27 protein-coding genes are annotated in these 24251 nt (G+C 43.7%); 17 read left to right on the top strand and 10 right to left on the bottom strand.

Annotated features, from left to right (window positions below):
* Nucleotides 1–127: 127 nt before the first annotated feature.
* Both V7L95_RS05870 and V7L95_RS05865 read right to left on the bottom strand, forming a co-directional pair.
* Nucleotides 128–937, bottom strand: a complete 810-nt coding sequence (locus V7L95_RS05870; protein ID WP_008343648.1) for a bifunctional hydroxymethylpyrimidine kinase/phosphomethylpyrimidine kinase — start codon at nt 935–937, stop codon at nt 128–130.
* 125 nt (nt 938–1062) lie between these two features.
* Nucleotides 1063–1368, bottom strand: coding sequence for a general stress protein (locus V7L95_RS05865; protein WP_113746873.1), 306 nt, complete (start codon nt 1366–1368; stop codon nt 1063–1065).
* Nucleotides 1369–1495: 127 nt separating this feature from the next.
* Here V7L95_RS05865 and V7L95_RS05860 point away from each other — a divergent pair, with 127 nt between their 5' ends.
* Nucleotides 1496–2323 carry a glycosyltransferase family 2 protein gene (locus tag V7L95_RS05860; RefSeq protein WP_017360125.1) on the top strand — a complete coding sequence of 276 codons (828 nt, stop codon included), beginning with the start codon at nt 1496–1498 and terminating at the stop codon, nt 2321–2323.
* Nucleotides 2320–3006: a uracil-DNA glycosylase gene (locus V7L95_RS05855; RefSeq protein WP_017360124.1), complete on the top strand. Its 687-nt coding sequence runs from the start codon at nt 2320–2322 to the stop codon at nt 3004–3006. The genes V7L95_RS05860 and V7L95_RS05855 overlap by 4 nt, the downstream gene beginning before the upstream one ends.
* A gap of 26 nt (nt 3007–3032) precedes the next feature.
* Here the strand turns inward: V7L95_RS05855 and V7L95_RS05850 are convergent, their stop codons facing one another.
* Nucleotides 3033–4391, bottom strand: coding sequence for an aldehyde dehydrogenase (locus V7L95_RS05850; RefSeq protein ID WP_340968427.1), 1359 nt, complete (start codon nt 4389–4391; stop codon nt 3033–3035).
* A gap of 172 nt (nt 4392–4563) precedes the next feature.
* Here V7L95_RS05850 and V7L95_RS05845 point away from each other — a divergent pair, with 172 nt between their 5' ends.
* The 3 genes from V7L95_RS05845 to V7L95_RS05835 all read left to right on the top strand — a co-directional run bounded on the left by V7L95_RS05845 (nt 4564) and on the right by V7L95_RS05835 (nt 6679).
* The gene (locus V7L95_RS05845) at nt 4564–4896 is read left to right on the top strand and encodes a YwdI family protein (protein WP_008343634.1); all 333 of its coding nucleotides are present in this window, start codon (nt 4564–4566) and stop codon (nt 4894–4896) included.
* 33 nt (nt 4897–4929) lie between these two features.
* Nucleotides 4930–6240, top strand: a complete 1311-nt coding sequence (locus tag V7L95_RS05840; protein ID WP_041507947.1) for a purine/pyrimidine permease — start codon at nt 4930–4932, stop codon at nt 6238–6240.
* Nucleotides 6241–6307: 67 nt separating this feature from the next.
* On the top strand, nt 6308–6679 hold the full coding sequence (locus tag V7L95_RS05835) for a DUF423 domain-containing protein (RefSeq protein ID WP_003215282.1): 372 nt from the start codon (nt 6308–6310) through the stop codon (nt 6677–6679).
* A 41-nt stretch (nt 6680–6720) separates the two neighbouring features.
* On the opposite strand, the gene V7L95_RS05830 is transcribed toward V7L95_RS05835, so the two are convergent.
* The 3 genes from V7L95_RS05830 to V7L95_RS05820 all read right to left on the bottom strand — a co-directional run bounded on the left by V7L95_RS05830 (nt 6721) and on the right by V7L95_RS05820 (nt 8910).
* Nucleotides 6721–7338, bottom strand: coding sequence for a cupin domain-containing protein (locus V7L95_RS05830; RefSeq protein WP_007497783.1), 618 nt, complete (start codon nt 7336–7338; stop codon nt 6721–6723).
* Between the two features lie 131 nt (nt 7339–7469).
* Nucleotides 7470–8012, bottom strand: a complete 543-nt coding sequence (gene gerQ, locus V7L95_RS05825) for a spore coat protein GerQ (protein ID WP_007497781.1) — start codon at nt 8010–8012, stop codon at nt 7470–7472.
* Nucleotides 8013–8235: 223 nt separating this feature from the next.
* Nucleotides 8236–8910, bottom strand: coding sequence for a YIP1 family protein (locus V7L95_RS05820; RefSeq protein WP_340968423.1), 675 nt, complete (start codon nt 8908–8910; stop codon nt 8236–8238).
* Nucleotides 8911–9085: 175 nt separating this feature from the next.
* Between V7L95_RS05820 and V7L95_RS05815 the strand changes: the two genes are divergently transcribed.
* From V7L95_RS05815 to V7L95_RS05760, 12 genes are all read left to right on the top strand, one after another.
* Nucleotides 9086–9856 (top strand): glycosyltransferase family 2 protein, encoded by a 771-nt coding sequence (locus tag V7L95_RS05815; RefSeq protein ID WP_025208175.1) that lies wholly within the window; start codon nt 9086–9088, stop codon nt 9854–9856.
* A 6-nt stretch (nt 9857–9862) separates the two neighbouring features.
* The gene (locus tag V7L95_RS05810) at nt 9863–11275 is read left to right on the top strand and encodes a spore coat protein (RefSeq protein ID WP_017368270.1); all 1413 of its coding nucleotides are present in this window, start codon (nt 9863–9865) and stop codon (nt 11273–11275) included.
* 21 nt (nt 11276–11296) lie between these two features.
* On the top strand, nt 11297–12475 hold the full coding sequence (locus V7L95_RS05805) for a DegT/DnrJ/EryC1/StrS family aminotransferase (protein WP_017368269.1): 1179 nt from the start codon (nt 11297–11299) through the stop codon (nt 12473–12475).
* The gene (locus V7L95_RS05800; protein ID WP_251185861.1) at nt 12472–13347 is read left to right on the top strand and encodes a GNAT family N-acetyltransferase; all 876 of its coding nucleotides are present in this window, start codon (nt 12472–12474) and stop codon (nt 13345–13347) included. Before V7L95_RS05805 ends, V7L95_RS05800 begins: the two co-directional genes overlap by 4 nt.
* 1 nt (nt 13348) lies before the next feature.
* The gene (locus V7L95_RS05795; protein WP_251185860.1) at nt 13349–14473 is read left to right on the top strand and encodes an N-acetylneuraminate synthase family protein; all 1125 of its coding nucleotides are present in this window, start codon (nt 13349–13351) and stop codon (nt 14471–14473) included.
* Complete coding sequence (locus V7L95_RS05790) at nt 14463–15203, top strand: glycosyltransferase family protein (RefSeq protein WP_251185859.1); 741 nt, start codon at nt 14463–14465, stop codon at nt 15201–15203. Before V7L95_RS05795 ends, V7L95_RS05790 begins: the two co-directional genes overlap by 11 nt.
* On the top strand, nt 15200–16228 hold the full coding sequence (locus V7L95_RS05785) for a glycosyltransferase (RefSeq protein WP_251185858.1): 1029 nt from the start codon (nt 15200–15202) through the stop codon (nt 16226–16228). The genes V7L95_RS05790 and V7L95_RS05785 overlap by 4 nt, the downstream gene beginning before the upstream one ends.
* A 2-nt stretch (nt 16229–16230) precedes the next feature.
* Nucleotides 16231–16971, top strand: a complete 741-nt coding sequence (locus tag V7L95_RS05780; RefSeq protein ID WP_008343615.1) for a sugar phosphate nucleotidyltransferase — start codon at nt 16231–16233, stop codon at nt 16969–16971.
* Nucleotides 16968–17933, top strand: coding sequence for a dTDP-glucose 4,6-dehydratase (gene rfbB / locus V7L95_RS05775; RefSeq protein WP_098680519.1), 966 nt, complete (start codon nt 16968–16970; stop codon nt 17931–17933). The genes V7L95_RS05780 and rfbB overlap by 4 nt, the downstream gene beginning before the upstream one ends.
* A gap of 3 nt (nt 17934–17936) precedes the next feature.
* Nucleotides 17937–18791 carry a dTDP-4-dehydrorhamnose reductase gene (gene rfbD / locus V7L95_RS05770; RefSeq protein ID WP_340968416.1) on the top strand — a complete coding sequence of 285 codons (855 nt, stop codon included), beginning with the start codon at nt 17937–17939 and terminating at the stop codon, nt 18789–18791.
* On the top strand, nt 18784–19239 hold the full coding sequence (locus V7L95_RS05765) for a dTDP-4-dehydrorhamnose 3,5-epimerase family protein (RefSeq protein ID WP_340968414.1): 456 nt from the start codon (nt 18784–18786) through the stop codon (nt 19237–19239). The genes rfbD and V7L95_RS05765 overlap by 8 nt, the downstream gene beginning before the upstream one ends.
* 92 nt (nt 19240–19331) lie before the next feature.
* Complete coding sequence (locus V7L95_RS05760) at nt 19332–20123, top strand: SDR family oxidoreductase (RefSeq protein WP_340968412.1); 792 nt, start codon at nt 19332–19334, stop codon at nt 20121–20123.
* 15 nt (nt 20124–20138) lie between these two features.
* Here the strand turns inward: V7L95_RS05760 and V7L95_RS05755 are convergent, their stop codons facing one another.
* The 4 genes from V7L95_RS05755 to V7L95_RS05740 are packed head-to-tail and all read right to left on the bottom strand — an operon-like array spanning nt 20139 to nt 24251.
* Nucleotides 20139–21332, bottom strand: a complete 1194-nt coding sequence (locus V7L95_RS05755; RefSeq protein WP_340968410.1) for an aminotransferase class I/II-fold pyridoxal phosphate-dependent enzyme — start codon at nt 21330–21332, stop codon at nt 20139–20141.
* Nucleotides 21333–21349: 17 nt separating this feature from the next.
* A complete protein-coding gene (locus tag V7L95_RS05750; protein ID WP_340968409.1) occupies nt 21350–22771 on the bottom strand; it encodes an ATP-grasp domain-containing protein in 1422 nt (473 codons plus the stop codon).
* A 14-nt stretch (nt 22772–22785) separates the two neighbouring features.
* Nucleotides 22786–23547: an SDR family NAD(P)-dependent oxidoreductase gene (locus V7L95_RS05745; protein WP_008343608.1), complete on the bottom strand. Its 762-nt coding sequence runs from the start codon at nt 23545–23547 to the stop codon at nt 22786–22788.
* On the bottom strand, nt 23544–24251 hold the full coding sequence (locus V7L95_RS05740; protein ID WP_008343606.1) for a cupin domain-containing protein: 708 nt from the start codon (nt 24249–24251) through the stop codon (nt 23544–23546). Before V7L95_RS05740 ends, V7L95_RS05745 begins: the two co-directional genes overlap by 4 nt.

The raw sequence follows: 24251 nt of genomic DNA, 5'->3' as shown, positions 1-24251 counted from the left end.
GGTTCAACTGTTGATGAATTGTGCAATATTAAAGGAATGACTAGTTTACACATCAATACGCTCTGTAAGTTTTATAAATTACTTTGAAATTTATTTATACATATGGTTTATTGCGATAATTTTCCCCTTATTTGTCCAAACGATGTGCGGAATGTTTCGTTGGTCCGATGTATTCGTTTAGTTGGAAAGAGCCTTTAATGGCAGCTGTGATGAATTCTTTTGCTGCATAAATGGCTTCTTTCACGTCTGAGCCGTTGGCTAGTTCAGCTGTGACTGCGGCTGAGAATGTGCAGCCTGCGCCGTGTGTGTATTCTGTGTCGATCTTGTCTGTTTCAAGGCGTTCGAAGGTTTGTCCATCATAAAGCAAGTCAATCGCTTTATCTGGGCTTAGCTTGCCGCCGCCAGTGATGACCACATACTTTGCACCAAGTTCATGGATGCGTTTTGCGGCTTCTTCCATTTGTTCCATCGTTTTGATCTCGCCAATGCCGCTTAATTGACCTGCTTCGAAAAGGTTAGGTGTGATAACTGTTGCCAGTGGTGTGAGCTTTTCGCGCAATGCTTCAGCGTGCTCTGGGTAAAGGACTTCGTTTGCCCCTTTACATACCATAACAGGATCAATGACGACATTTTTCAGCTCATATGTTTTGATCGTTTCAGCTGCGAGTTCAATGACGTCAACTGTTGGCAGCATACCTGTTTTTAACGCATCTACACCGATGCCTTCCACGATCGTCGAGAGCTGCGCGCGGATTGTTGATGTATCGATTGGAAACACTTGATGATCCCAGTTGTTATGAGGATCCATTGCAACGACAACGGTTAAAGCTGTCATCCCGTAGACGTTTTTTTCTTGAAACGTTTTTAAATCTGCTTGGATACCTGCACCGCCGCTTGAATCCGAACCTGCGATGGTGAGTGCTTTATTCATAGACATAGTTGCTGAACCTCCAATGTGATGTGTAACAGTTACTGTTCTAATCCTTATTATAATCAGCTTTTCCATTTATCACAATGAAACGGCATAAAAAAGCGTTCCACTCTTCATGGAACGCTCATTCTTTATCTTTTACAAATCACCAATTTCCCTTTTTTCAGCTCCTCTACAAGCGTTAAGGCTAATTCTTGATCGGCGCCGGTCGACATGATTTTGGCCATCAGTTCATCATCCCTGGTGCGAATGACATTGGCGATCTGATCTAAAATCCCTTGATCGACAGCTGTCATGCTCTTTGCTTCCGTGTACTCAGTAACGGTATCAGAGCGTTCGGGGTCATACGCAAACACAAACACATCGTCCTTTGCTGATTGTATCTGTTCGATCGTCTGTTTGGCTTCTTTACTATTCTCAACTGTGAAAAATTCCATCATCATCACTCCTTTTCATCAAAAATTCCCATTTTCTCGATCAATCAAACCGTCTTTTATATCATGAGAAGAAAGCCGATTTATGTTTTAATGAAAAAGACGAATCTATTAAAGGAGTTAGGCCGATATGAAGATTTCTTTATTAATTGTGACACATAACCGGCTGAGCGCATTGTGTGAACTGCTTGAATCCATCTCGAGACAAAGCGTACAGCCTTTTGAAATTGTGGTCGTAAATGATGCAGGAGAGCGAGTGGACGTGATTCAGGAACTCTATCCAGAGCTGCCAATCCGCTTGATTCATTTAGAGGAGAATGTCCAGCATGTGAACGCAAGAAATGTTGGGGTGCGGGAGCTGACAGGTGACGTCATTATGCTGAGTGATGACGATGATTATTTTACACCTTGTCATATTGAACGTATGAGCAAGGCGTTGGAAGACGCTGATTTTGTCTTTTCGGATGCGGAAATTGTTTCGTTTGAAGAACGAGGTGCGACTCGTTTTCCAGTATCAAGACGTTTGTTTGCTTATACAGCGGACATTGAGGACATGCGTGTTTTTTCTACATATGTTCCTTCTGGCAGTATGTACAAACGACGCATACATGATGAGATCGGCTATTTTGATCCAGCGATGCATCACTACTGGGACTGGGACTTTTTCCTGCGTGTTACGCAGCATGCACGAGCCAAACGAGTGCCAGCTGCCAGTGTGATCTATGCGTTCTTTGATGGTGGGGGCAATCAGTCGAGTGATCTTGGTGAAACAAGGAAGAACTATTTAGATGACCTGAGTGAAAAGCATGGGCTCGGTGATTTGCCGACAGCGAACTTTGCTGTCCTATTAGAAGAACCAGCGATGAAAAAACGAGAATCAGAGAGTGAGATTGTATGGGATGGAAAACCGATGATCTCAAGATTGGCACAACAGACAGAAGGAGGACAACCGCAATGAAGCCATTTTTAAATGATAGCTGGTGGGCTGTGATGAAAAGTGAATTTGAACAGCCATATTATCAGGAATTACGTGAGTGGGTAAAGGAAGAATATCGTACGCAGATCGTGTTTCCAAAGCCAGATGACATTTATCGTGCCCTCCATTTGACGTCGTATGAAGATGTGAAGGTCGTGATTTTGGGACAAGACCCTTATCATGGTCCAGGACAGGCACACGGATTAAGCTTTTCTGTTCAGCCTGGTGTCAAGCATCCGCCATCTTTGAGAAATATTTTTCAGGAGCTAAAGGATGACCTCGGCTGTCCGGTCCCTAACCATGGCTCGCTTGTCAGCTGGGCAGAGCAGGGTGTCTTGCTGTTAAACACCGTGCTCACTGTAAGAAAAGGGGAAGCGAACTCGCATAAAGGCAAAGGCTGGGAACGTGTGACAGACCGCGTCATCGACGTCCTGAATGACCGAGATCAGCCAGTCGTTTTTGTGCTTTGGGGCAGACATGCGCAAAATAAAAAAGAACGTATTGATCAAAGCAAGCATTACATCATTGAGTCACCTCATCCAAGTCCTTTTTCCGCAAGAAACGGCTTTTTTGGCAGTCGTCCGTTCTCAAAAGTAAACGCCTATTTAAAACAAATGGGGATCGATGAAATCAACTGGTGTATCAAGGACATCGAATCAAAATAGGACGAGGGGAAATCCCTTCGTCCTGTTTATTTTAAAAATTTACGGACAATGTCGAGTCCGTTTTTCGCATTTGGATAGCGGAAAGAAAAATCAAAGCGATTGGTCTGGCGCAGGACGCTTTTTTCATGCGTAAAGGTGAAAAAGCTTTCTTTTCCATGATATCGTCCGATACCGCTTTCACCAACGCCTCCAAATGGTAAGTATGGAGTGGCGACATGCATCAGCGTATCATTGATGCAACCCCCGCCAAATGAGAGGTTGTCTAGAATATAGGCTTCTGTTTCTTTATTCGTTGTAAATAAGTAAAGAGCGAGCGGCTTTGGTCTTGCCTTAATCATGTCAGCTGCCTCTTGAAGAGAGTCAAATGTGATGACAGGCAAAATAGGTCCGAAAATTTCCTCCTGCATCACAGGGTCTTCCCATGTAATGTGATCTAGAATGGTCGGTGCGATTTTGAGCTCTTGTTCATTGCGCTGTCCACCTGTCACAATCGTGCCATTAGAGAGAAATTGTGAAAGTCGATCAAAATGACGCTGGCTGACATTTTTTCCGAAATGCGGATTTGTTTCAGGCTGGTCCCCGTAAAAGTCTCGGATACAGGTCGTCATTTCACGCAATAGGTCCTCTTTGATCGATTCATGAACAAGTAAATAGTCTGGTGCAATACATGTTTGACCAGCATTCGTGAATTTACCAAAGGTGATTCGCTTCGCAGCGAGCTTGATGTCTGCATCAGGCATGACAATGCATGGACTTTTTCCGCCGAGCTCAAGTGTGACAGGTGTGAGATGTTTTGCGGCCGCTTCCATGACGACTTTGCCGACGGCTACACTCCCAGTAAAGAAAATATAATCAAAAGGCAGTTTCAGAAGCTCTGTGCTGACATCCACACCGCCTTCAACGACCGCTGCAAGATCTTCTTGAAACACGCTTTCCACAATCGTGCCAATCACGTTTGAGACGTGCGGCGTTAATTCTGACGGTTTTAAAGTAACGGCATTTCCGGCAGAAATGGCTCCAACTAATGGCGAAAGGGCCAATTGGAAAGGATAGTTCCAAGGGGCAATAATCAGAACACTTCCGTACGGTTCCTTAATGATCATACTTTTTGATCCGATATGGGTCAGAGGTGTTTTCGCGCGAGATGGTTTGGCCCATTTGTGAAGATATTTGACGGTATGATTGATCTCTTCATATACCATGCCAATTTCTGTTGTATAGGCTTCCTGTTCGGATTTATGTAAATCATGGGCTAAGGCTTGTAATATGTCCTTTTCATGATGTTTAATGGCTTTTTTTAAATCGTTAAGAAGACGGATTCGATCTTGAACCGCTGGTGTTTGCACGTTTTTTTGTTTGTGAATGAGTTCAGTGAGTTTGCTCATCTTTCAGTCCTTTCAAAGACGATATTGTTTCTTTTTTATTATGTGTGAATCTTGGGTAAGGGTCAAATAAGAGGAACAGAAGCACACAGCTTTGAAAAAATGAGCCCATTCGGTTTGTTCATTTGGTAAAATAATGTTGGAAAACGAATTTTTTAGATTGGAGGGTCTACCCTTGAATATTCATATATCAAGTCTGCTTCAAAAAATGGAGGAAGCCATTCAAAAAGCAAAACAAAGTGGAAATGATGAAGAGGTGAAACGTCAAGCGGCGGTCATTTCTTCACTATGTGATGTCATTCTCGACACATCATCACAGGTGCAAATGCCGCAGTCTTCGGTTATTTCACCACCTCCATCTATACAGACACCATCTGCACCGGCTGTGTCTACGGATCAAGCCATGCTAGAGAAATTGATGGGCACTAGCGGTGCAAAGAAATTTCAGCATAAAGAAGAGGGTCAACAAGAGAAAGATGGCAACGGTGACTCTATTTTTGATTTTTAATGGTCTTGTCACGACAAAGGGAAGGTGATCGGGTTGAAACTATTTTTGGGCGCCATTCAGTGGATGGCATTTTTTATCGCAGCTTCTATTGCTGTGCCGATTGCGATTGCACAAGCATTTGAATTAAATCAAGTGCAGTCGGCGGAACTGATTCAGAGTACATTCTTTTCACTTGGACTTGTGGCGATGGTGCAGTGTTTATGCGGTCATATGTTGCCGATCAATGAAAGTCCAGCAGGGCTGTGGTGGGGGGTATATACCCTATATGCAGGCATGACAGGGACGATTTTTGCTACATATCCTGAAACCTTGCAAGCATTACAAGGGGCTTTAATTTTTAGTGCTGCGTTCTTTTTTATTTTTAGTCTCTTTAAAATCATTAATTGGCTTGCGTCTTTATTTACGCCGGTTGTCACAGGTATTTATTTGCTGCTACTTGTTGTGCAGTTAAGTCAGCCAATCATGAAAGGGCTGATGGGGATCGGTTATCGGGGAAATCAAGTAGATGGGCTTGTCTTTTGTCTATCAATCTTGATTATTGTCATCACCTTCATGATCAGCCGCTCAAAATGGCATTATTTAAGACAGTTTTCTGTGTTATTCGCACTTGCAGGCGGCTGGCTGTTATTTGCTTTACTCGGACTAGCGAAGCCAGTTCGCATTCCTGAGCAGATCATTGAGTTTCCAAAACTGTTTCCGTTTGGCATGCCAGTCTTTGACAGTGGACTGCTTGTCACGTCCTTTTTTATTACGATCTTACTCATTGTGAATATGCTGGCAAGTATTCGAATTGTGGAAAGTTCCGTGAAGGCATTTGGTGAACTGCGTGAGCGAAAACGAGCTAGACCGGCTGGTTTTGTCGCCGCATTTGGTCATTTGCTAAGCGGACTGATTGGTGCGATTGCGCCTGTCCCTATTTCGGGGGCAGCGGGCTTTATACAAACAACCAAAATTCCATCGAGAAAGCCATTTTTTATTGGCAGTCTGCTCATTGTCCTCATTAGTTTATTTCCATTATTGATGAGCTTTTTCTCTGCATTGCCTTCTCCTGTGGGGCTGGCTGTGAACTTTGTGGTGTTCTCTTCTATGATTGGGATTGCTATGTCTGAATTCGATCAGTATGAAAAAGAAGACATCCCGCGCATTCGATTTGTGCTTGGCATCGCTGTTTTAGCAGGCGTGGGCGCAATGTTTGTGCCGCAGGGGGCATTGAAAGGCATGCATCCTGTGCTGATTTCTTTATTGAGCAATGGTCTTGTGCTTGGCACACTGATTGCGATTGTGGTCGATCAAGTGCTACTGCGAAAGAAGAAGAAATCCGACAATCTCGTGTCAGCATCATAGGAAAGTTGAATGTTGGATAAGACCCGCGCTATGATAAACATAATAGATGAGATAAGGAGAATGACGAATGAAACTATTTTTCATATTAGGTGCCATTAACGCCATGCTTGCGGTTGGTCTTGGAGCCTTCGGTGCACATGGACTGGAAGGGAAAATTCCTGAAAAGTATATTGAGATCTGGAATAAAGGGGTTCAATATCAGATGTTCCATGCCATTGGCCTGTTTATTGTCGCCTTTCTGGCAGATAAGCTGTCAGGTGTTTCCCTAGTGCCGACCGCTGGCTGGGTGATGCTGGCAGGCATTCTATTCTTCTCAGGAAGCCTTTATGTGCTTGCCTTGACTCAGGTGAAGATTTTAGGTGCCATTACACCAATTGGCGGAGTGGCATTTATCGCTTCTTGGATCATGCTAGTGATTGCAGCAGCAAAAAATTTATAAGATAAAAAACCGATGCTCTCATAGGGGCATCGATTTTTTTCTTAACTCCAATAAGGAGAATAGTTCGGAGGTGCTTGATAATAAGGTACATAGTGAGAAGGGGGGACAGGGTGCGTTTGTGCCTCTTCCTCCCGATGACAGAAAGGTCCGATAAACACACCAGGTTTCACAGGCTGCGTCGCCTGCTTCCACTGCGTTTCGTTCATGCAATAAGTATGTGCCATGATATGAGAAGGCGTGAGGGTTAGAAGGTCTGAACCTAAGATGACTTCTGGCGTCGATGCGTTAAAAATGGCTAACAAATGGGTTTTGTCCTGTAAGGCGACTTCGTAATGCCACCAGCCTTGTGGCACATTGGCTACCTGCCCAGGGGTAATGGTGTAGGTGGACAGTTTTTTAGTAAATGGGTTCAACATAGATACAGCAGCAGAGCCGGCGATACAATAAACAAGCTCGGCAGCATTTTGATGATAATGAGGCTCTACTACTTTGCTTTTACTCAAATATATATCCAGCAGAGATACTTGATCGAGCGAATTTAATTGTTTTTTTCCTAAAACATTAATCAGGTTGTGTTGGTCATATTTCACAAGGGGGCTTTGATTCAAATCAAATGAATATTTGACATTCGGCGATGTATAATCCAGCTCAACAGTCATTGATGTCACCTCTAGGCGTTTAATAAAAACTACTAGGCATCTTATGAGCCTTCCCCCGAAGGTGTGTCAAAAACCTAGACAAAAGAAAAAAGCAAGGGCGTCTGCACCTTGCTGCTGATATGACCTTGAGGTTATCTCGGAGAATACGTAGACATCGAGTATGGATAGTCATATTGAATTTCCCCATCAAACGTAATGTAATCAAGGTAGATTGTTAACAATAAGTATCGTGTCCCTGTTTTGTTATCACTAATGATAATGTGATCACGTCCTGCGGCCTCAATGACTCCTCTAAAAATTTTAGAGTTCCATTCTTTACTTGCCTCAAACGTCATATAGATCGTGGCTACTTTGCCGCGGTTTAATCGTAAAATATTTTCAATATAGGACTGCTCAAGCGGCAGCTGACCGGTGACGTTCTGCTGATAAATCGGTCCAGAAGGAATTTGATAGGGCTGCCCGCCACTTTGCCCACCTTGGCCTCCTTGTGAAGTACCAGTAGACGGCATTGGCGAATACCCCTGCTGCATTTGACCCTGCATTTGACCCTGCGTTTGGGGAGGGACTGAATAACCCATCTGCTGCGCAGGATACGGATTTGCTCCATATTGTTGCTGGCGAAAATCTTGACCTTCGAAACCCGAACCTTGCCCAAATTGATTTTTCAATTTCATAACGTTCCTCCTCTTTCCTCATGGTGTTCTAAACAGAAGGCAGAAAAGCGCCTGTTGTTTCCATAGCATTCTTTTTCTCTTTCACACTATGAGACAGGAAGAGAGAATATGTACATTGAACGAAAAAAAGGAACTGCTTTGTGCAGTTCCTCGGTATTCAGACAAACCCCGTATTCGTACTGCCTGGACTGCAAAGGTTTCCAACAATCTAAGGAATGCCTCTTTACATCAACCAATTCATAGCCCGCTGCACGTCATAAAGAAGGGTCATGATGAGAAAAAATAAGGCGATCGGTGCGATGGCAATGATAAAGGCCTGCCATATTCTCAGCTTCATCACAGCAACAAGGCCTAAAACAGCCATCCCAAATATCCATGCCTTGGTATACGCATCAACCAGTGGTAAAACGCTGAGATAATACCATACTTCATAGTGCTGGTCTAAATAGGGTGAGATTTTCACAAATGTATACGGACCAAGCAACCCCACAGTAAAAATCCAAGTAAGAGCAAATAAGGTGGAAGGGAAAATGACCGTCAGTGTGCAAGCTTTGAGCACATCTCGATACGGCGCTTTACTGCCAAAAAACAGTCGTCCTAACCACTGTAAAATGAAAGAACCGAAAAATAGAAGAAAATTGCCTACTAAAATACCAAAACCTGCTCCGTGTAACAGAATAAAAGGATATGGAATATAATTGCCCATATACTCACTAAAATACCCTTCGTACATCCAGCTTGTACCAGCGATACTTGCAAGGAGTATCATCAGCCACATGGGAATAGAGGTATGTTCATATGAGCGAATAATCGTTTTTGTCGCGACAAAAATTTTAAAGAATCGAAAAAAACCTTTTGCTTCCTCTTCTTGGGAGAGATCACTCTTCATATATTCCAATGTTCTTTACTCCTTTAATACACATAAATGATTACTTATATTACCAAAATTTTTACGTTTTTCAAAGATAGATCATGAAAAAAATCCAATTTTATAAAAAATAGGTCACTCTACAGTCTCTTTAAGAGGAGACACATATGATAACCATAGTTTAAAAGAGACCGAGGTGAAAACATTGACGAAAGTAACGGTCATTATGACGAGCTACAACAAAGCGGCCTACGTTGGCAGATCAATTGAAGCGGTGTTGCAGCAGACCTTGTCAGACCTTGAACTTTTTATCATGGATGATGGATCAAACGAACAAACCCTTGCTGCTATTGAGCCTTTCCGTAAAGATCCACGCGTCCATTTTATCCAAAGCGGGGTGAAAACGCTGGAGGAAAGAACGGCGAAAACCCGCTATGCCGTCCTCATTAATCAAGCATTAGAACAGGCAAAGGGCGAGTATATTTCCTATGCCACAGATGACAATGTCTACGCACCAGACCGTTTAGAGAAGCTCACGAATTATTTAGATGCTCGTCCGAATGAAGAAATTGTCTATTCTAGTTCAAAAGTTATCTATTTAAATAGCGAAAGAGAGCCAGTAAAGGAAACGATTCGACCTGCGCAAACGGTGCAGTGGAATGCACCTTGTGCTATTGATCACTGCTCGGTTGTACATCGTGCATCCATTTTAACAAAGATTCGAGCTGAGTTTGGATCCTACTGGGACGAGAGTCCGCATTTTTATCGAATAGGGGATGCCCGGTTCTTTTTTAGATTAAATCACTTTTATCCGTTCTACCCTTTTGATGAGGTATTGGATACAAACTACATCACAGAACAGTCTATTCATTATCAGTTGGCAGAAGAAGAGAAAAGCGATTTTATTCAAGCACTTCCTCCGCAGTCTACCTGCAGGGAGCTCCGTCATATATTAAAACAAAGACATGGGAGGTGACCTTAAGTGTCGCATTATATTCATCATTATTGGCAGGTGTACTTTGAGTATGTGAATCTGATGAAAGACTTAACCTATCGCCACATCCCCCTTGGATTAATCAGTAATTTTTATCAATACATCAGCCCTGAAGTGAGGGAACGTATGGAAGATGAGGCGTTTGGTGAAGAGCTGACAACGACTTGTCCAAAGCCGCAAGACATTCAGCCCTTTTTTGATCAGCATAAACAGCAGATCAAGCGTATCCCTTATCGTCCGAGTCATGGAAAGGTGCTGCTTCACTTTGAACACCTGCGTTTTACTGAACAAAATTACACGCGGTTCCATCCGAACCAAACAGTGGTGCTCGCGCGCTGGAAGAAGGCTGATTATTTCGGATTACCGGTGATCAGCAAGCCGGAATTAGCCGGAGAGGTTAATAAAGAAGCCCATGTTGAATATATTGAAAAAGCAAATGCTCTATTGAAACCTTACGCCCACCATCCTGTCTTTGGCAATGTCTTTTTTAGAGAAAAGCTTCGGAAGGACATTGTGCAATTTATTGATGTGATTGACCAAATAGAAACGCTATTTGAGATGCAGCCTATCACAGCTGTCGTGGTTGGTACGACGGAGGATGCATATAGCCGTGTGCTCGCCTTGCAAACCGTGAAGCGTCATCTCACAAGTATTTGTCTTCAGCACGGTGCGCTCATGGGAGACGAAGCCTTTTTGCCGATTTTCACCACCTGCCACGGGGTGTTTGGAAAATATGAAAAGGACTGGTATGTAGACAAAGGCTGTCAGCTTGAGCAGGTGGAGATCACAGGTCACCCGAGATTTGATTTGGTGCAGGAGCGAACACCGCTTCAACAGGAAATGGTCTTTCGTAAATTGAACTTCAACCCTGCCAAAAAGACTGTACTTGTGGCAACACAGCCGTTTTCAGAAGCCTTTTACGGTGATGTTCTTAAAACAATTGCAAAACGGAAAGACATTCAGCTGATTATGAAGCCGCACCCGTGGGAAATCGCTCGAAATCGTTTAAATGACTATACAGCGATTGAGCGCGCGGGGAACCATGTGAGATTAATTAAAAAAGAGATCGACTTGTATGACCTCCTGCCGTATATGGATATGGTCATTACGCTCACATCAACAGTTGGTCTGGAAGCAATGCTCTTTAATAAGAGTGTACTGATTGGAAAAATGACAGAAGGCAGAAGATACCCTTATTACGAGTCGCTTGGAAGCTACCACATGGAAAACCCTATTGAGTTGGCCGAGAAAGCGATCCGTATTTTATCGGATGAACAAGAAATGAAGCTGGCGAAACAGCAAGGGGCTCGTTTCATTCAAGAACATTATCCGCATGCACAATCGACCGATGTTCTGCTTTCTCTGCTCAAAACAAAAACAGGCATGGATTTTCAGAGATGAAGATAGGGGTGTGCAAGCGATATGGGACAAAAGAGAGCACAATTTCTTCCTTATGCACTGCCTTTTATTGAACAGGAAGAAATTGATGAAGTCATTGGAACATTAAAGTCCGGCTGGTTGTCCACCGGACCAAAAGTGAGACAGTTTGAAGAAGAGTTTAGGCAGCTGACTGGAGCGAAGCACGCAATAGCAGTGAATTCATGTACAGCTGCTCTATTTTTAGCGTTAAAGGCGAGAGGCATTGGAGCTGGTGATGAGGTCATCACAACGCCTCTGACGTTCTGCGCAACAGCCAATACGATCATCCATACGGGGGCAGCCCCTATTTTCGTGGATATTGATCCGGCGACACTCAATCTAGATGCGAAAAAATTAGAAGCGGCCATTACACCACATACGAAAGCGGTTGTCCCTGTACATTTTGCTGGTCAATCGTGTGATATGGACCAAATTTTAGCGATTGCCAAGAAGTATGATTTGTTCGTGCTGGAGGATGCCGCTCATGCCCTTTATACGACCTATCACGATCAACCGATTGGATCAATTGGTGATGCGACCGCTTTTAGCTTTTATGCAACGAAAAACATAGCGACTGGTGAAGGCGGCATGCTGACGACAAATGATGATGCCCTTGCAGCTAGAATCAGAAGGCTGGCGCTCCATGGCATGAGTAAGGGAGCGTGGAATCGTTATGGAGAAAAGGGAACATGGTATTACGAGGTCGAGGAACCGGGCTATAAAATGAACATGTTTGACGTGCAAGCATCGTTAGGGCTCGTTCAGCTAAGCCGGTTGAAGGAGATGCAGACACGCAGAGAACAGATTGCGAAGACATACAATCAGGCATTTCAATATGAAGCTGGTCTCATCTTGCCGCCTGTACATGATGAGGGAAGACATGCGTGGCATTTATATGTGCTACAAGTTGATCCAAAAGAAGCACTGATCACACGCGATGACATGATTGATCAGCTGCAAAAGGAATATAAAATCGGCACGAGTGTTCATTTTATTCCCGTTCACTTGCATCCATATTATCAAGAGACCTTCAACCATTCACCAGAGGATTTCCCTGAGGCACTCACTTATTACAAACGAACGCTTTCGCTCCCGCTCTATCCAAGTATGACAGATGAAGATGTGCAGGATGTCATCACCGCAGTCGTGTCAATTTTAAAAGACAAGAAGGCCTCTTCATGAAAGTCGTTCATGCAATAGACGATCAGGTGCTGGCAGCTTGGCTGAAAACATATGGTCATGAAGCGGAACGCATGACAGGATTCAAGCAGTTTGCTCTTGTCAGCGGCGCTAAGCTCAAAGCAGTGCTGCTATACGAATGGTCCAAATGGGAGAGCGGTATTTTTGACAAGCATATTTTTCATGTGAAGTTTGTGGAAGCTGAATCAGCGCTGCTCTTTAAAGAATTGATGGAGAGATTCATCAATTGGATGAGAACAGAAAAATGTGATTTTTTCTTTTTACGTCTTGAGGCGGCTGATCTTGAAAAAAACCGCATTGTTCAAAAACTATCCTATGTGTATTATGTCGGTGGTCTCACTAGGCTTGAGGCACCGCCTGCTCTCATGGAGATGCCATTATCAGATCAAGATGTGGTGATGGGTGTGCCAGATGAAAAGGATTACGATGAGGCGGTCTTACTAGGTGATCAGGCTTTTGTGAAAAGCCGTTATGCCCTTGATCCATATTTAGACCAGCGTGTTGTTCAGCATTTTTATCAGGAGTGGATGAGAAACAACCTACTTGGACGCGCAGATATTAACCTCGTTGCCAAGGTAAATGATGAAGTGGTTGGCTTGATTCAAGGTATGACAAAGGGGCATGAGATGGGGCTTGAGCTTTTTGCGATTAGACCGGACGTTCAAGGAAAAGGGATCGGAAAAAAGCTGTTTATTGAGATGATGAAAGTGTCTCATCACAGAGGGCATCACTTCATTTCTGCGGGGACACAGCTTCATAATACGACAGCCATCCAGCTGTACGAAAAGATGGGATTTAGGACAACAAATGCCTTTTTGTATTACCATGTGTGGCCGAAAAAAGGAGAGAGGTAAGATGGCGCATTTCTATATCGGAGATCGCAAAGTGGGAGATGATGCGCCTGTCTTTATCATTGCAGAGGCAGGCATTAACCATGATGGAAAGCTGGATCAGGCACTTGCTTTAATTGATGTGGCAAAAGAAGCAGGGGCTGATGCGGTGAAGTTTCAAATGTTTCAAGCGGATCGGATGTATCAAAAGGAACCGGGGTTATACGAAACGGCCAAAGGAGAAGAAGTGTCTATTTTTTCTTTAGTGGAACAAATGGAGCTGCCGCCAGAATGGCTGCCTGTCTTATTGAGGCGTTGTAAGGAAAAAGGATTGATGTTTTTAAGCACCGTGTGTGATGAAGAATCGGCTGATTTATTGAATCAAACGAATCCGCCTGCTTTTAAACTGGCATCCTATGAAATCAACCATTTGCCTCTTTTGCGTCATACGGCTTCTTTTCACAAGCCGATCATTTTTTCAACAGCTGGGGCCACCATTGCTGATGTTCATGAAGCATACGAAACGATTACGAGCCAGCAAAATAAGCAAGTCGCCATCATGCATTGTGTGGCAAAGTATCCAGCACCTAGAGCATATACGAACCTGCGGGTAATTCAAACCTTAAGGTCCGCTTTCCCTGAAGCAGTCATTGGCTTTTCAGATCATAGTGAACACCCGACGGAAGCGCCAGTAGCCGCTGTGAAGCTCGGGGCAGCAATGATTGAAAAACATTTTACAATAGATAAAACATTACCCGGAGCGGATCATTCATTTGCTCTTAGTCCTGAAGAATTAAAGGAAATGGTTCAGCACATTCGAGCAGCAGAAAAGCAGCGGAATCAAGCGGAAATAGACGTTCATTCATTACCAGAGGAGCTTCTTGGCAGTTCTTATAAAACGACAACAGCCATTGAAGGGCAGATTCGAGAATTTGCGTATCGAGGAATTTTTACGACCAAAGGCATTGCAAAGGGAGAGATCCTCACGTCAGAAAATGTAGCTGTGCTGCGCCCTGGACAAAAAAATCAGGGGTTGCATCCGCGATATATGCCGATTTTACTTGGCACAAAGGCTGTGAGAGACATCCCAGCCCATACAGGTGTTTCGTGGAAAGACGTACTCATGCAGGAGTCTCGAGATGATGCATGATGTACTTTTTGTCATTCAGGCTAGGATGGGGTCAACAAGACTGCCCAAAAAAGTGATGAAACCGATCGGCGGCATGGCGCTGATTGATTTGATTGTGGAGCGGGTGAAGCAATCAGATGATTACCATCACAAAATGCAAAACCTTATGATTGCCACAACGGTCGAGCCAGAGGATGACTATTTGGCTCAATACTGTATGTCAAAGGGTTATAAGGTGTTTCGAGGCAGTGAGGCAGATGTGCTTGAGCGGTTTGCGCAGATTGTCCGCCAATTTGAACCTAAAACGGTTGTACGTTTAACGGGAGACAATCCATTTATAGATCCTTCGCTTTTGTCGAAAATGCTTGAAAAACATAGACAGGAAAAGGCTGATTACACATATACGAACGGAACACCACTCGGTATTTCCGGGGAAATGATTGAAGCATCTATTTTATGTGAAATCGACAAATTTCCCCTCACTTATTCAGAACGTGAGCATGTCACGCTGTATATCAGAAAGCATCCCGAGCAATTTCACCTTCAATTATTCACACCGCCCAAAGAACTTGCATATCCTGCTTATCGATTCACGATTGATACAGAAGAAGATTATGTGTTTGCTACCCGTTTATTAGAGAAAGCTGGTGGTTCTATTGCTGTGCCGACAGCTGAGCTCATTTCCATCTGTGAACAACATCCAGACATTGTTTGTTTGAATCAATCTGTGAGACAGAAGGATGCTGAATGAACAAAAAAATCATGATTGTTGTTTATGGGGGTTTTTTAAGAGGAATGGGTCATGTCGTCAGAATGAAACGTTTGGCAAAAGAACTGCTTCAGGAAGGGAACGACTTATATTTCTATACAAATGATCAGATTTGTGTAGAAATGCTTTCGCACCCAAAGTGGCACGTTCAGATGGTGCATGAGCCGAATGCGCTTCTCCAGGTCCAACAAGACATTAAAAAGCTAAAGCCTGACCTTTTAGTCATAGATGTCCTTGATTGTGATCTTCAGTTTCTTCAAATGATCAAAGACTCCTGTGGCAGTGCGAGGCTGGTCTTATTTGAGGAAAAAAGAGAGGAAGCCTGTCAGCTTGCAGACACGGTCATAAACGGCATTTATGGCGGTCTGGACGGGAAGCACGAGCAACTTAATGGCACGGCTTTTTATCATGGAACGCCCTATTTATTGTTAGATCACGAGATTAATCGATTCAAAGACACATATGAGGTTCGAAAAGAATGTAAAAAGGTGGTCATCAGTCTTGGCGGTAGTGATCCGTGCGGCCTGTTATCAAAGGCTGTATCGGCGCTTCTTCAAACAAATCACCTAGACATTTTAGCGGTCGCAGGAAAAGCCTCTCACATCAAAGAGCAAGTAGAGGCGGAACATATCCAATTCATTCAACATACAGATCAACTACCGGTTCTTTTATCAGAAGCTGATGTGGCTATCGTAGCAGGCGGCATGACGTTATATGAGGTAATTTGTATCGGGGTGCCCAGCATTGTCCTATCGCAAGTAGACCACCAAGCAGTGACAGCGAGCATGTTTGCGCAAAAGGGCGCTTGTTTTCACCTTGGATTAGGTGCCCTTGTGGAAGAAAAAGACCTGTTGCAAGCTGTTCAAAAACTGTCTGACAGCTATTTTCTCCGCAGAAGCATTCATCTTAATGGACGTTCACTCATTGATGGAAAAGGAATCGAACGAGTGAAAAACATTCTTATACACCTCATGAATTCACACCAAAAAGAACATAAGGATGTGTAGATGTGAAGGGAGTTATTTTAGCAGGAGGAAAGGGATCACGGCTGGCACCATTAACGAAGATTTTCAACAAACACTTGCTGCCGGTTGGTCCATACCCGATGATTTATTGGTCATTATTCAAACTGAAAGAAGCAGGAATTGTAGATGTGATGCTGATTTCACAGGAAGAACAAATTCCGTTGTTTCAAAAGTTATTGGAAGATGATCGTGAACTTGGGATGAACATTGTGTATCAAGTACAGCCAGAAGCGTCTGGTATTTCCGATGGTTTATCCTATGCAAAGCCCTTTGCTCAAGGGGAGAAATTTGTGCTGATGCTTGGTGATAATGTATTTGAAGATTCATTACGCCCTTTTGTCGACGCCTTTAGGCAACAAGAAAGCGGAGCCAAGGTTTTATTGAAAGAGGTGGCAGATCCAAAACGGTTTGGCATTGCAGAAATTGATCCTGCTCATCACCGAATTTTATCAATTGAAGAAAAGCCAGAGCATCCGACGTCATCTTACTGCGTCACGGGCATCTATTTTTATGATCAAGACGTCTTTCAATATATCGAGGAAATCTCGCCGTCAGATCGAGGTGAACTAGAGATTACTGATGTGAATAATCTCTACATCTCAAATAGCCAGCTGACCTATGATATGTTAAAAGGGTGGTGGATTGATGCAGGAACTCATGAATCTCTCCACGAAGCATCAACAAAAATGTTTGAAACGATGAAGGAAAAAGAGGGATACGAATGACGAAGTCTTATTTAATTACAGGTGGAGCAGGGTTTATTGGACTGAATTTTGTGAAGCTGCTGCTTCAAGAATCCGATGTCCGGCTGACCGTATTTGATAAATTAACATATGCCAGTCATCCAGAGGAGATGGAATATTTATCAAAGCTGCCTCATGTCCGTTTTGTCCAAGGAGATATCACGCTGCAAGACGAACTAGATCAAGTATTTGATGAAGCCTATGATGCCATCATTCATTTCGCAGCAGAATCACATGTCGATCGCAGTATTGAGTCAGCAGAACCCTTTATCCAAACAAATGTCCTTGGTACCTATCGTATGCTTGAAGCTGTCTTAAAGGGAAAGGCGAATAAACTCATTCATATTTCCACAGATGAAGTATATGGAGATTTGGAGCCGGATGATCCTGCTTTCACAGAACAAACACCACTCTCACCGAATAATCCTTATTCAGCAAGCAAGGCAAGTTCAGACCTGCTTGTGAAATCTTATATCCACACCCACCAATTACCCGCCATGATCACAAGATGCAGCAACAACTACGGACCTTATCAGCATGAAGAAAAATTAATCCCAACCATTATTAGAAAAGCGGTCAATGGTGAAAAGATTCCGATTTACGGAGACGGCCAGCAGATTCGCGATTGGCTCTATGTAGAGGATCATGCGAGAGCCGTAAAACAAGTAGTAGAAAACGGAACAGCCGGTCAGGTGTACAATATTGGCGGAGGCAACGAGAAAACAAATCTTGATTTAACCAAAACCATTCTCACACATCTGGGCATCTCTCATGACCAAATCGCGTTTATTCAAGACCGGAAAGGGCATGACAGGCGGTATGCCATTGATGCCAGTAAGCTAAAGGAAGAGCTCGGCTGGGTGCAGGCAACTTCATTCGAAAAAGGTATTGAAAAAACGATCGATTGGTATCGTGCCAAATATGATCAAAGTGAAGAAGGGTGACCGATGAAAGTTTTAATCACCGGTGCAGGCGGCCAATTAGGGAAAGAATTGACGAAACAGCTGAAAGAAAAAGATATCACCGTCATTGCTTTAACAAGGAGTATGCTGAATATCGCAGATCAACAGGCAGTCAGACATGCAATGAGACATTTCCGTCCGGATATTGTTGTCAGTGCGGCTGCTTATACGTCTGTGGATCAATGCGAAACAGAAACGGAAAAAGCCTATCTTGTGAATGGGATTGGCGCCTACTATACAGCGCTTGAGGCTAAGAACGTAGGGGCTGATGTGTTACATGTCAGCACAGATTATGTATTTGATGGGCAAGCGGATACCCCTTACCAAATCGACGCACAAGCAGATCCACAAACCATTTATGGAAAGAGTAAGAAACTTGGAGAAGAATTGATTCATCTTGTGTCAGATGAAGTGAAGATCATTCGGACATCGTGGCTCTATGGACATGAGGGACATAATTTTGTGAATACCATTCTTCGACTGGCTGAAACGAAGAATCATTTGCGCATCGTCAATGATCAGTTAGGGTCTCCTACTTATACAAAGGATGCCGCAGAAGCTTTGATTCACTTGTTTGACCAGAAAGCAGGTATTTATCATGTCAGTAACCGAGCAAGCTGTTCATGGTTTGACTTTGCGACAGAAATTGTGGCAGCAAGCGGTCTGTCTACGATAATTGAACCCATTTCCACTGAAGAGTATGGTTTCCAAACACCTCGGCCCGCCTACTCTGTTTTAGATCTGCAAGCGATTGAAGCGACAGGCTGGAAGCCAAGGCATTGGAAGGATGCACTTCACGAATACTTGCAGAAAGAAGGGAGATTCGAGCAGCATGATTGATGGTGTACAAACGAAAAAACTCATGAAACATTGTGATGATCGCGGCTTTTTCGCAGAGCTTATTCGAGATGACGAACCGATGCTGAAGCGCTTTGGGCAGGCGTCGTGGTCGAAAAGTTTCCCGGGAGTCATCAAAGCCTTTCATTATCATGAAAAACAAGACGATGTTTGGTTTTTCCCAGCAGGTCATGCACAGGTCGTTTTATACGATTTGAGAGAAAATTCTCCGACAAAGGATCAAACCGATGTGTATTATATGGGAGAAGATAATCCGATGCTGCTCCTCATCCCAAAGGGAGTTGCCCATGGCTACCGCGTATTAGGCGAGACGCCGCTGCAGATTGTGTATTTTACAACAGAATCGTATGACCCAAAAAACCCAGATGAGAAGAGAATTGCGTGGAATGATGAGGCGATCGGATTTAATTGGGAAACGACATTTAAATAGAGAAGAGAGGCCTTTCGCAGGAGAAAGGTCTTTTTTTGTTGAAATACATTCTGTATGTGTCATTTTATGTATATTGATGAAAAGGGATGTGGATGAGTTTGTCTAAAAGAATTGCATTTGTAACAGGGGCAAGTACGGGCATTGGAAAGGCAATCGCAATAAAACTTGCCGCTCAGAGCGATATGAAGGTGATCATCAACTCTAGAAATATGGCCTCACTTGAACAGACGAAACAGCACATTCAAGATATGACAGAAACAAAGGAACCGCTGTCTCTATTCTGTGGAGATATGTCGCTTGAAGCAGTGAGGTCGGAAGCCTTTGAAGAAATAGAAAAGGAGTTTGGCAGACTCGATGTGCTGATCAATAACATTCCAGGAGGAAAGCCAGATACATTTGATTCATCTGAAACTGACCAGATGCTGGCTGCTTTCTCCCAAAAAGCCATCGCTTACGTCGATACAATGAAGCGTGCAGCAGCATTGATGAAAAGACATGAATATGGACGGATCATTCAAATTGTCGGGAACCTGTGGAAGGAACCTGGTGAACAAATGTTTACGAATAGTATGATGAATGCAGCGATTATTAATGCCAGTAAAAATGTAGCCACACAGCTTGCGTCGTCTAGTATTACGGTGAATTGTTTAAATCCAGGTTTTATTGCAACCGATCGGTATGAACAATTTATCGGCAATATGATGACGAAGCAGGGAGTGTCACGAGAGCAGGCTGTACAAGCTGTCGCATCAGGTATTCCAATGCAAAGAGTAGGCTCAGCGAGTGAGATGGCGTCATTGGCAGCTTTTATGGCATCAGAGGAAGCTTCTTATATCACAGGGCAACAAATCTCCGTAGACGGTGGAACGATGAAAAGTATATAAACTGAAAAAAACCCGCTATAGGCGGGTTTTTTGATGAAATCGAATGGGGAGGATGGACAGGCGATCGATAAAGAGAGCAAGCTCCTCAATCGGGGCAACCATGGAAATGCGTACATGACGGCTTCCATTGGCTCCAAATACTCCTCCAGGCGTGACGACAACATCGGCATGTTCGAGTAAATAGTCAGCAAAGGCATGAGAATGTTCAAAGTCATCAGGAATCGGAGCCCATAAATAAAAGGCGCCGGGTGGACGTTCGATTGTCCAACCAAGCTTTCTCGCCGCTTGCCGGATGAAGAAATTGATTCGTTCAAGGTATATCGCCTTTAATGATTGAATATGACGGTCATCACTTTGCAAGGCAGCAGTCGCTGCATGTTGAAATCCGCCATACATACTGACAAACACGTGGTCTTGGAAGGTGTTGATGGCTTGGATGATCTCCTCATTTCCAACAGCAAAAGCGACTCTCCATCCTGCCATATTAAAAGTCTTTGATAGAGAATATAATTCCACTCCTACACTTTTCCCAAGAGGAGTATTCATGAAGCTCACGGGTGTTTGTTCGTAATGAAATGACCCATAGGCGAAATCATGAATAACATATAGCTCGTGAGCGGCCGCAAAGGTAGCAGCCTCTTCAAAGAATGCCTCATTTGCGACAGCACCCGTGGGGTTATTCGGATAATTCAAGAACAGTACTTTTGCTTTTTTGACTACGTCACGATCAATTGAGGAGAGCTCTGGTAAATAACCATTTTTCTCTTCAAGTTTGATACTGTATGGCTTGGCGTCCGCCATCAAAATGCCTGAATGATATTCAGGGTATCCTGGATCGGGAACGAGTGCGATATCTCCTGGATCAAGCAGACACTGACTCATGACATACAGCCCCGTTTTTCCGCCAGTGAAAAGAGCAATTTCCTTCTGCGGATCAATCTCAGCGCCGAATTCCGATCTATAAAAATCTGCAATGGCTTGTTTGAAAAAGTCAAAGCCTCTAAAAGGGGCATATTGTTGAAATGGCAAAACACCCGCTGACTCCTGTAGGGCACTCACGATATGGGGAGGAGTTGGTAGATCAGGGTTCCCCTGACCTAGATTTATGATGTTTGCTCCGTTTTTTGTCTTTTGAGCTATTTTTTCAAAGACGGTGCCGAATTTCTGTTCAGGCAGCCGCTCAATCATTTTAGATGCTAACATTTTCACCACAGCAGCCTCTCTTTCTATCCCTTCACTAATTCATCCATTAACTGAATCGTTGCCTGTTTCTGAATGTTGCGGATGGACGCGGCAACGTCTTGTGAGGATGATCCTTTTAATTCAAGAGATACGATTCCATTAAAAGCTTCAAATAAATCAAGATCCACAATAGTCCCTTTGGCAGGGAATGATTGACTGACAATCGCAGTATCTCCAACGAATGCCTCCTCTGGAATAGACACATGATCAATGGTGATATGTGTGGCTTCAGGTGGGATAAGCCCACTCTCTTTAAAATGCTGAGGGTACAGGTGGCAGTCCGCTACATAAAATGTATGTCCAGAAAGCAGCTGTTTTGGCAGTACAGCCTTTTTGCCATCAACTAATACATCAATCAATAGCTTGGCCATATCGACGCCAAAGACCTTTTTAATATTTGGGATCATATTCCAGCCAGCGAATCGAGCCGCTGATTCGATCAGTCCAGTTTCTCGATTTTTCATGAGTTTGATTTCTGTATGGGTTGCACAATGTTCAAGACCTAGTCCTTCATTTGCCTTCCTTGCTGCTTCAATGATGATTTGCTTGGCTTCATTGTCTAAGATCGTCGGAGTGATATGAGCCGTTTCTGTAAAACCGATTTGAGGGGTTTTATCATGTATGACAAAAGGGAGATATTCGCCCTCTACGACCAGCCCTTCTACACTGACATAATCAGCATATCCTTCATCTTCATACCAATCTTCGTAAGCACCCTCTAAATACGTTTCAGCGACAAACGGTGCTTCATACGTGACAGCGTCTGGGACTGGTATGGTTTCTAAATACGATTGTACTTGTAAAAACAAGTCATCACTTCCGGCTTTGTCATGAAACAAGGTGACGCCAATAGAACTGGCTAAATATGTAGGCTTTAAAATGAGCGGTGTTCCGATAGACTCAATGGCTTTTTGGAAATCAGATAAAGTCGTGACAGGCTGAGTTTTCACCGCTTTGACGCCAGAGGCATTGAATGCAGCCCTCATTTGGCTTTTATCACGCGCCATTTCGGCTGCCTTGACACCGGCACCTCGTAGCCCAAGACGTTCAGCGGCCTTTGCCATCGGTGCAATGAATAATTCATTATTGGTCGTGATTGCATCTGCTTTGAAAAAGGAAGCTACTCGAATGAAGTCTTCCACAACTTCTTCTTCTGATTTTGGATAATCATCATGTGCCCAGTAAATAGAATCAGGGTGTTCAAAAGAAGGGTGTGTCTCAAAATAATCACGGTCTTTGATGACGGCAATGGAGTATTTTTCGATTAGCTCGGCATGTCCCTTTGTAATCGCAAAGGGTCTTGGGATATAAGAAACGATATGGTATGATGCCGCCACGCTTTCATAAAACATATGAGGCGGGCATCCTCCTAAGTCAGCAATGACAAGTACAGTTTTTTTACTCAATGAAAGCACTCCTTTTATCTAGCGGTGTAACCGCCATCTGCAGTGACGACACTTCCAGTCATATAGCTGGATAGGTCAGAGGCGAGAAACAGCATCACGCCAGCAATTTCTTCAGGTTTTCCAAGCCGTAGCATAGGATTCACCTTTGCTTTTTCCTTTTTGACGATCTCGAGACTTTCTGTGTGATTGTCTAAAAAGGACTTCTCGTTTAATGGTGTATCAATGATGCCAGGGGCAATACAATTCACCCTGATTTGATGAGCGGCATAGTCGATGGCCATTGATTTGGTGAGCTGAATGACACCGCCTTTTGTTGCGTTGTATGCAGGAATGTCAGGCCAACCCACAAGACCTCCGACAGATCCGGTATTGATAATACTTCCACTCTTCTTTTCAAGCATATGCGGCAATGTATGCTTACTCATGAGAAAGACGCCGGTCAGGTTGACCTGAAGAATACGATGCCAATCCTCCAGTGCCATCTCATGAATAGGTGAGACAATTTCGATGCCTGCATTGTTAATGAGGACATCAATGGCACCGAATCGGCTCAGCACGCTCTGAACGGTTTGGTGACAGTCAGACTCCTTCGTAATATCTGTTTTAAAAAATGCAAGGTGCTCATGCGGCAATGATTCAATGAGTTGGTTGCCGCTACTTTCATTGATGTCAGCGACAGCTACTTTTGCTCCATGCTCGAGGAAGAGCTTGACAGCAGCAAGCCCAATCCCCGACGCACCTCCTGTAATAAGGACAACCTTTCCGTCCAGCTTCATTTCTTCACCTTAGATGCTTTTGGTTTTAAGCGATTATAGCGAGGAGGGAAGAAGAGATTAATAGACTTTGATGCTTCTGGCTTTGGATTGATGGCCCCATGATCTTCCCTTGGGTCACAGAAATAGGTGGTGCCAAATTCCATCTTTTCTGTAAAGCCTTCGATCGTCATATCATACCCTCCGCTGATGCAAATACCGATTTGTTCATTTCTATGTTTATGAAAAGGCATTTCTCCACCGTTTCCAGGGATATTGGCAATCATCAGCTCCATCCAATCCTCCACAAAAAAAGTCACTTCCATGCCAGGGAGTAAATCCCGTGTTTTGAAAATGTCTAAGAAATAAGTAGGGGGAGCTGTATATTCTTCGTCATCCTTTAATCTCTTAATATCAATGGCGATCACTTCTTCATCTGTCAGATTTGAAGCGCCGTGAGGGACAAACGGTGGTGCGATATAGGCTGATTCTAATGGGGTGAGCAGTTGAGTCGATTGGCCGACAGTCATTTGAAGCTCGCCTTTTAATACAATGCCGATTTGTGCTTCGGGATGTTCGTGAGGTTCAATGATTGTGTGGGGAGGGACGTATGAAATTAACACTTCCGTACCGCCTCTTACAGTGGAATATTGGATAACGCCATTATCCCATTCTAATTTTTTCGCTTGAGGAAAATATCGTTCTTGCGTCTTTTGTTCAGTTTGCAT

This window comes from Bacillus sp. PPSBB_11, assembly GCF_038023285.1.
Taxonomy (GTDB): Bacteria; Bacillota; Bacilli; order Bacillales; family Bacillaceae; genus Bacillus; species Bacillus altitudinis.
Note: the sequence above shows the minus strand (reverse complement) of the source record. Positions and strands in the feature narration are given on the sequence as shown.

Coding starts and splice junctions, on each gene's coding strand:
- V7L95_RS05870 (WP_008343648.1), bottom strand. CDS start 937: ATGTCTATGAATAAAGCACTCACCATCGCAGGTTCGGATTCAAGCGGC.
- V7L95_RS05865 (WP_113746873.1), bottom strand. CDS start 1,368: ATGGAATTTTTCACAGTTGAGAATAGTAAAGAAGCCAAACAGACGATC.
- gerQ (WP_007497781.1), bottom strand. CDS start 8,012: ATGAAATTGAAAAATCAATTTGGGCAAGGTTCGGGTTTCGAAGGTCAA.
- V7L95_RS05740 (WP_008343606.1), bottom strand. CDS start 24,251: ATGCAAACTGAACAAAAGACGCAAGAACGATATTTTCCTCAAGCGAAA.
- rfbB (WP_098680519.1), top strand. CDS start 16,968: ATGACGAAGTCTTATTTAATTACAGGTGGAGCAGGGTTTATTGGACTG.
- V7L95_RS05835 (WP_003215282.1), top strand. CDS start 6,308: ATGAAACTATTTTTCATATTAGGTGCCATTAACGCCATGCTTGCGGTT.
- V7L95_RS05765 (WP_340968414.1), top strand. CDS start 18,784: ATGATTGATGGTGTACAAACGAAAAAACTCATGAAACATTGTGATGAT.
- V7L95_RS05785 (WP_251185858.1), top strand. CDS start 15,200: ATGAACAAAAAAATCATGATTGTTGTTTATGGGGGTTTTTTAAGAGGA.
- V7L95_RS05760 (WP_340968412.1), top strand. CDS start 19,332: ATGAGTTTGTCTAAAAGAATTGCATTTGTAACAGGGGCAAGTACGGGC.
- V7L95_RS05800 (WP_251185861.1), top strand. CDS start 12,472: ATGAAAGTCGTTCATGCAATAGACGATCAGGTGCTGGCAGCTTGGCTG.
- V7L95_RS05745 (WP_008343608.1), bottom strand. CDS start 23,547: ATGAAGCTGGACGGAAAGGTTGTCCTTATTACAGGAGGTGCGTCGGGG.
- V7L95_RS05830 (WP_007497783.1), bottom strand. CDS start 7,338: ATGACTGTTGAGCTGGATTATACATCGCCGAATGTCAAATATTCATTT.
- V7L95_RS05805 (WP_017368269.1), top strand. CDS start 11,297: ATGGGACAAAAGAGAGCACAATTTCTTCCTTATGCACTGCCTTTTATT.
- V7L95_RS05860 (WP_017360125.1), top strand. CDS start 1,496: ATGAAGATTTCTTTATTAATTGTGACACATAACCGGCTGAGCGCATTG.
- V7L95_RS05855 (WP_017360124.1), top strand. CDS start 2,320: ATGAAGCCATTTTTAAATGATAGCTGGTGGGCTGTGATGAAAAGTGAA.
- V7L95_RS05790 (WP_251185859.1), top strand. CDS start 14,463: ATGATGCATGATGTACTTTTTGTCATTCAGGCTAGGATGGGGTCAACA.
- V7L95_RS05850 (WP_340968427.1), bottom strand. CDS start 4,391: ATGAGCAAACTCACTGAACTCATTCACAAACAAAAAAACGTGCAAACA.
- V7L95_RS05795 (WP_251185860.1), top strand. CDS start 13,349: ATGGCGCATTTCTATATCGGAGATCGCAAAGTGGGAGATGATGCGCCT.
- rfbD (WP_340968416.1), top strand. CDS start 17,937: ATGAAAGTTTTAATCACCGGTGCAGGCGGCCAATTAGGGAAAGAATTG.